General features: G+C 63.5%; 4 protein-coding genes and 2 pseudogenes. 5 read left to right on the top strand and 1 reads right to left on the bottom strand.

Going from position 1 to position 5,131, the window contains the following annotated elements; genetic code table 11:
* Both Q0O05_RS11160 and Q0O05_RS11155 read left to right on the top strand, forming a co-directional pair.
* Nucleotides 1-114: pseudogene (locus Q0O05_RS11160) on the top strand (peptide-methionine (S)-S-oxide reductase); the annotation flags it as partial.
* Nucleotides 115-273: 159 nt separating this feature from the next.
* The gene (locus Q0O05_RS11155; protein WP_293663065.1) at nt 274-1,236 is read left to right on the top strand and encodes an AEC family transporter; all 963 of its coding nucleotides are present in this window, start codon (nt 274-276) and stop codon (nt 1,234-1,236) included.
* Nucleotides 1,237-1,287: 51 nt separating this feature from the next.
* On the opposite strand, the gene pdxH is transcribed toward Q0O05_RS11155, so the two are convergent.
* Nucleotides 1,288-1,926 carry a pyridoxamine 5'-phosphate oxidase gene (gene pdxH / locus Q0O05_RS11150; RefSeq protein ID WP_293663064.1) on the bottom strand — a complete coding sequence of 213 codons (639 nt, stop codon included), beginning with the start codon at nt 1,924-1,926 and terminating at the stop codon, nt 1,288-1,290.
* A gap of 236 nt (nt 1,927-2,162) precedes the next feature.
* On the opposite strand from pdxH, the gene edd reads away from it, so the two are divergent.
* The 3 genes and pseudogenes from edd to Q0O05_RS11135 form a co-directional block, all read left to right on the top strand.
* Nucleotides 2,163-4,046: a phosphogluconate dehydratase gene (gene edd, locus Q0O05_RS11145; protein WP_293663063.1), complete on the top strand. Its 1,884-nt coding sequence runs from the start codon at nt 2,163-2,165 to the stop codon at nt 4,044-4,046.
* Nucleotides 4,047-4,080: 34 nt separating this feature from the next.
* Complete coding sequence (gene eda, locus Q0O05_RS11140; RefSeq protein ID WP_293663062.1) at nt 4,081-4,740, top strand: bifunctional 4-hydroxy-2-oxoglutarate aldolase/2-dehydro-3-deoxy-phosphogluconate aldolase; 660 nt, start codon at nt 4,081-4,083, stop codon at nt 4,738-4,740.
* Between the two features lie 195 nt (nt 4,741-4,935).
* Nucleotides 4,936-5,131: pseudogene (locus Q0O05_RS11135) on the top strand (hypothetical protein); the annotation flags it as partial.

The following is a 5,131-nucleotide window of genomic DNA, read 5'->3' as shown; positions in this document are numbered from 1 at the left end:
GACTATCACCAGGACTTCTTTGCCCGCAACCCGAACCAGGGCTACTGCGTGGCGGTGGCGGCTCCCAAGGTTGCCAAATTCCGCAAGACTTTCGCCCGCTTGCAAAGGCCCTGAAACAAGCCCCAAGGCCGGGTTGAGCGCCCTCCGGTCCGGCAGCGGTGCGGAAGGCGGCCACTACACTGCGCTCTGTTTTTATTGCTGCATGCCACCTCTTGTGTCTTTGTCCTGTCCCCCCGCCTTTTCGACTGTGGGTCTTCGTGTCCCACTCGCCGCATGTCGCTAGACCACCCTGTTCTTTCTTCCCTGCTGCCGGTGGTCTTGCTGATCCTGGTGGGCGTTGTTGCCGGAAAGATGAAATTCGTTCGTGCAGAGGCGGTGCGCGACCTTACTAACCTGGTGTTTTTGGTGCTTATTCAGGCGCTCCTGTTTCGCACCATGAGCAGCGTGCAGGTGCAGGATTTGGATTTCGCACCCGTTTCGCTCTACTTTGCGGTGGCGGCGGGCCTGTTTACCGCGCTGCTGCTGATGCAAGGCGCCAGCAGCCGTGCGGCGGTGATTGCGCTCTCCGGCACCTTCAGCAACACGGTGATGATCGGCATTCCGCTGGTGGGCCTGGCGTACGGCAAAGAGGCGCTGGTGCTGCTCTTCACCCTGATATCCCTGCATGCCCTGGTGCTGCTCACTTTTGCCACCGTGGTGCTTGAGTTACTCAGCGCGCGTGAACAGGGGGCCTTGGGTGATGGTGAACCGCGGCATCCGTTGAAGTCGGTGGGGCTGGCCGTGCGCAACGCGGTGCTCCACCCGGTTCCGCTGCCCATCATCGCCGGCCTGCTGTACGCCCAAACCGGCTGGGGCCTGCACGAGGTGGTGGACCGGCCGCTGCAGTTGCTGGCCAACGCCTTCGGTCCGGTGGCGCTGGTGTTGGTCGGGGTCAGTCTGGCCAACGCGGCGATAGGCCGCAACCTGGCGGGTGCGTTGGCCATATCGGGGGTGAAGACGGTTTTGCACCCCTTGCTCATGGCCCTGGCGGGCTACGGTTTAGGGTTGCGCGGCATATCGCTCACGGTGCTGGTGGTGGCGGCGTCCCTGCCGACAGGCGCCAATGTATTTTTGTTTTCGCAGCGCTATCGCAAGGCGGAAGACCTGGTTACCGCCAGTGTGGCGGTGTCGACCTTGCTGGCGTTGATCAGTGTCACGCTGGTCATGACCCTGTTGCCACGCATTGCGGGCGAGTAAATCCGGCATAGGTGCAGGTGCTGCTCCGGGGATCCGCGGCTCGGTGCGCTGTCAGGGGGCCAGTCGCTCGCGCAGCCATTGGCCGCCGGTAACCGTGGTGTAACGCAGCCGGTCGTGCAGCCGGCTTCTGCGGCCCTGCCAGAATTCCCATCGGTCGGGCTTGAGGCGGTAGCCGCCCCAGTGCGGAGGGCGCGGCGGCTGAAGCAAAAATTGCGCTGCGTACTTGGCGGCGTTGCCGACCAGCACGGAGCGGTTAGCAATCACTTCGCTCTGGGGCGAGGCCCATGCCCCAATGCGCGAATCCAGCGGACGGCTGTGGAAATAGGTGTCGCTCTCCTCGGCGCTCACTTTCTCTACCAGCCCTTCGATGCGCACCACGCGTTCGAGTTCAACCCAGTGGAATTGCAGTGCCGCATAAGGGTTGCCGGCCAAGGCCTGGCCTTTGCGGCTTTCGTAATTGGTGTACCAGACGATGCCCCGTTCGTCATAGCCCTTGATCAGCACCACCCGCGTGGAGGGACGCAGGTCGCTGCCCACGGTGGCCAGCGTCATGGCGTTGGGTTCGGGCAGTTCGCCGCCAATGGCTTCTTGCAGCCATCGGTCAAACTGCTGCAGGGGATCGGGGTTGGAGGCGTGCTCGTCGAGCTCGGCGCGTTCGTAACTCTTTCGGAGATCTGCGATGGAGGTCATGGGTTCTCGCTGTTTAGCCACCAGTATAGGCAGGCTCCCCGAAGTTCTTTGCAGTAAGGCCCATGCGATGGGAGCGCGGACGCACGCGGAGCACAACCCACTCCCAATCCGCCCCCAACCCGCCTTGCAAGCTGCCCGCTTTTTGCAATCAGTTGGTACCTGTCTGGTAACCCGGGCAGTACACGAAGGCGGATTTACAAGTTACCATCAGTCGTGTAATTTTGTTACAAAGCACCATGCCAGACACCACCCCCACCGCCCCCGCCGCGCCAAACCCTGTGTTGCACCCTGTTGTGGAGGCTGTCACCCGTCGCATCGTCGAGCGAAGCGCGCCCACCCGCACGGCTTATCTGGCCCAGATTGAGAAGATGGCCCAACGCAAGCCCGGTGCGGACCGCATGGGCTGCGCCAACGTAGCCCACGCCTTTGCCGCCATGCCAGAGGCGGACAAAACCCGGGTGACTGGCTTGGACAAGCTCAAGATCGTGGCGGAGAAGGCCCCCAACATCGGGATCGTCAACGCCTACAACGATTTGCTCTCTGCCCATGCGCCCTTGCAGCACTACCCTGACCTGATCAAGACAGAAGCCCGCAAGCACGGCGCCACTGCGCAGGTCGCAGGCGGCGTGCCGGCCATGTGCGACGGCGTGACGCAAGGCACCGCAGGCATGGAGCTGAGCCTCTTCAGCCGCGACGCCATTGCCATGGCCACGGCGGTGTCCTTGAGCCACGATGTATTTGACGCAGCCCTGATGCTGGGCGTGTGCGACAAGATCGTGCCCGGGCTCTTGATTGGCGCGCTGCATTTCGGCCATCTGCCCACCGTGTTTGTTCCGGCCGGCCCCATGACCTCTGGCTTGCCTAACAACGAAAAAGCCAAGGTGCGTGAGAAAGCCGCCCAGGGTCTGGTCGGTCGCCCCGAGCTGCTGGCCGCTGAGAGCGCCGCCTACCACGGTGAGGGAACCTGCACTTTTTATGGCACGGCCAACAGCAACCAGATGCTGCTGGAAGCCATGGGCCTGCATGTGCCCGGCACCGCGTTCATTAACCCCGGCGACGGCATGCGTCAGGAGCTGACACGCGAAGCCGTGCGCACCGTGCTGGGAATCACCAAAGCGCACCGCTTCGCGCCCATCGGCCGGGTGGTGGATGAGCGCTGCATCGTCAACGCCATGGTCGCGCTGCTGGCCACCGGCGGCTCCACCAACCATTTGATTCACTGGGTGGCCGTAGCCCGGGCGGGCGGCATGGTGATCGACTGGAACGACTTTTCCGACCTGTCCGACGTGGTGCCCCTGCTCACCCGCGTCTACCCTAACGGCAGCGCCGATGTGAACCAGTTCCAGGCGGCAGGCGGCCCCGGTTACGTGATTCGCGAGCTGCTCGATGCCGGCTTTATGCATGCCGATGCGTTAACCGTGCGCAGCGGCGGCCTGCGCGAATTCACCGCCATTCCTGCTGCCCGCGCAGATGGCGCCCTGCAGTGGATTGACGCCGGCCCGAGTAAAGACGACACCGTGGTGCGGCCGGCCAGTGCGCCATTCAGCGCCAGCGGTGGCCTCAAGCTGCTCAAGGGCAACCTGGGCCGCAGCGTCATCAAAGTGTCTGCGGTGCCGCAAGACCGGCACATCATCGAAGCCCCTTGCCGTGTCTTTGACTCGCAAGACGCGCTGCACAACGCGTTCAACGCCGACGAGCTCAACTGCGACCTGATTTGCGTGGTGCGCTGGCAAGGCCCGCAGGCCAACGGCATGCCCGAGTTGCACAAGCTCACCCCGCCGCTGGCGGTTCTGCAGGGCAAGGGCTACCGCGTGGCGCTCGTCACCGACGGCCGCATGAGCGGCGCATCCGGCAAAGTGCCGGCTGCCATCCACGTGTCTCCCGAAGCGGCTGCCGGCGGCCCCCTGGCCCGTGTGCGGGATGGCGACATCATCCGCCTTGATGCCACCGCCGGAACGCTGCAGGTGCTGGTGTCTGACGACGCGTGGGATGCCCGCACCTTGGACACCATGCCCGACGTCTTGCGCGCTGAGAACGGCATCGGTATGGGGCGCGAGCTGTTTGCCAACTTCCGCCGCAACGCGCTGGCTGCGGAAGAGGGCGCCTGCACCTGGCTCTGAATCACCACCCGACACGCCAAACTGGAATATTTCAATGTCTGACGCCCCCGCCCTGAACACCTTGACCACCTTTACCGCCCTGCAAGTCATGCAGGACGCGCCCGTTATTCCCGTGATCGTGCTGAACGACGTGGCGCACGCCGTGCCCATGGCCCGCGCTTTGGTGGCAGGTGGCGTGCGTATGCTGGAGGTGACCTTGCGCACCCCCCAGGCGCTGGCCTGCATGGAAGCAATTGCGCGTGATGTGCCGGAAGCGGTGCTTGGCGCCGGCACCGTGCGTAGCAAGGCAGACGCGCAGGCTGCGGCCAATGCCGGCGCCCGCTTCGCCGTCAGCCCCGGCTACAGCAGCGAGGTGGGCCAGGCCTGCCGCGACTTGGGACTGCCCCTCTTGCCCGGTGTGGCCACCGGCAGCGAAATCATGATGGCGCAGGAAGACGGCTTCACCCAGCTCAAGTTCTTTCCCGCCATGCAAGCCGGCGGCCCGGCCATGCTCAAGGCCTGGAGCGGTCCGTTCTTTGATGTGAAGTTCTGCCCCACAGGCGGCGTGACTTTGCACAACGCGCCTGAGTTTCTGGCGCTGCCCAACGTGGTTTGCGTGGGTGGCTCATGGATCGTGCCGGCCGATACGATGCTCAAGGGCGAGTGGCAAAAAATCACCCAGCTGGCCAGGGACACGCAGGCCTTGCGAAAGTAAGCCACACGGCAAATTAAGTACCAAAGGGCACTCTGAAGCCCGTGGTTATTGCGCTAATAGCTATGAATTTCGTAGCACTTTGATTGCTCCACTATTCGGTGGGGTCGCGGGTGCGGATTCGTTGGATGTGGCCTGGCATAACCGGGCCTCGCATAACCAGGCCTCGCATAATCCAGCCATATTCAAGAGGCCTCTATGAGCACCTTCACCAAAGTCACGCTTTTCACCGACACCGACGGTTTTGCCAGGTTCCGCGAGGAGACGATTCCCCTGAACGAGGGAAATCCGCAGTCCATGCTCTCCGGAGTGTTTGCCTCCGGCGGCTACCAGTTGCGGACCAGCCCAGTGGGCTTTCGCAGCCAGTTCCACTGCTCGGGGCACACGCAGTGGT

This window comes from Rhodoferax sp. OV413 (assembly GCF_945881795.1).
Classification (GTDB): Bacteria; Pseudomonadota; Gammaproteobacteria; order Burkholderiales; family Burkholderiaceae_C; genus Allorhodoferax.
This window is presented reverse-complemented; position numbering and strand designations above follow the sequence as displayed.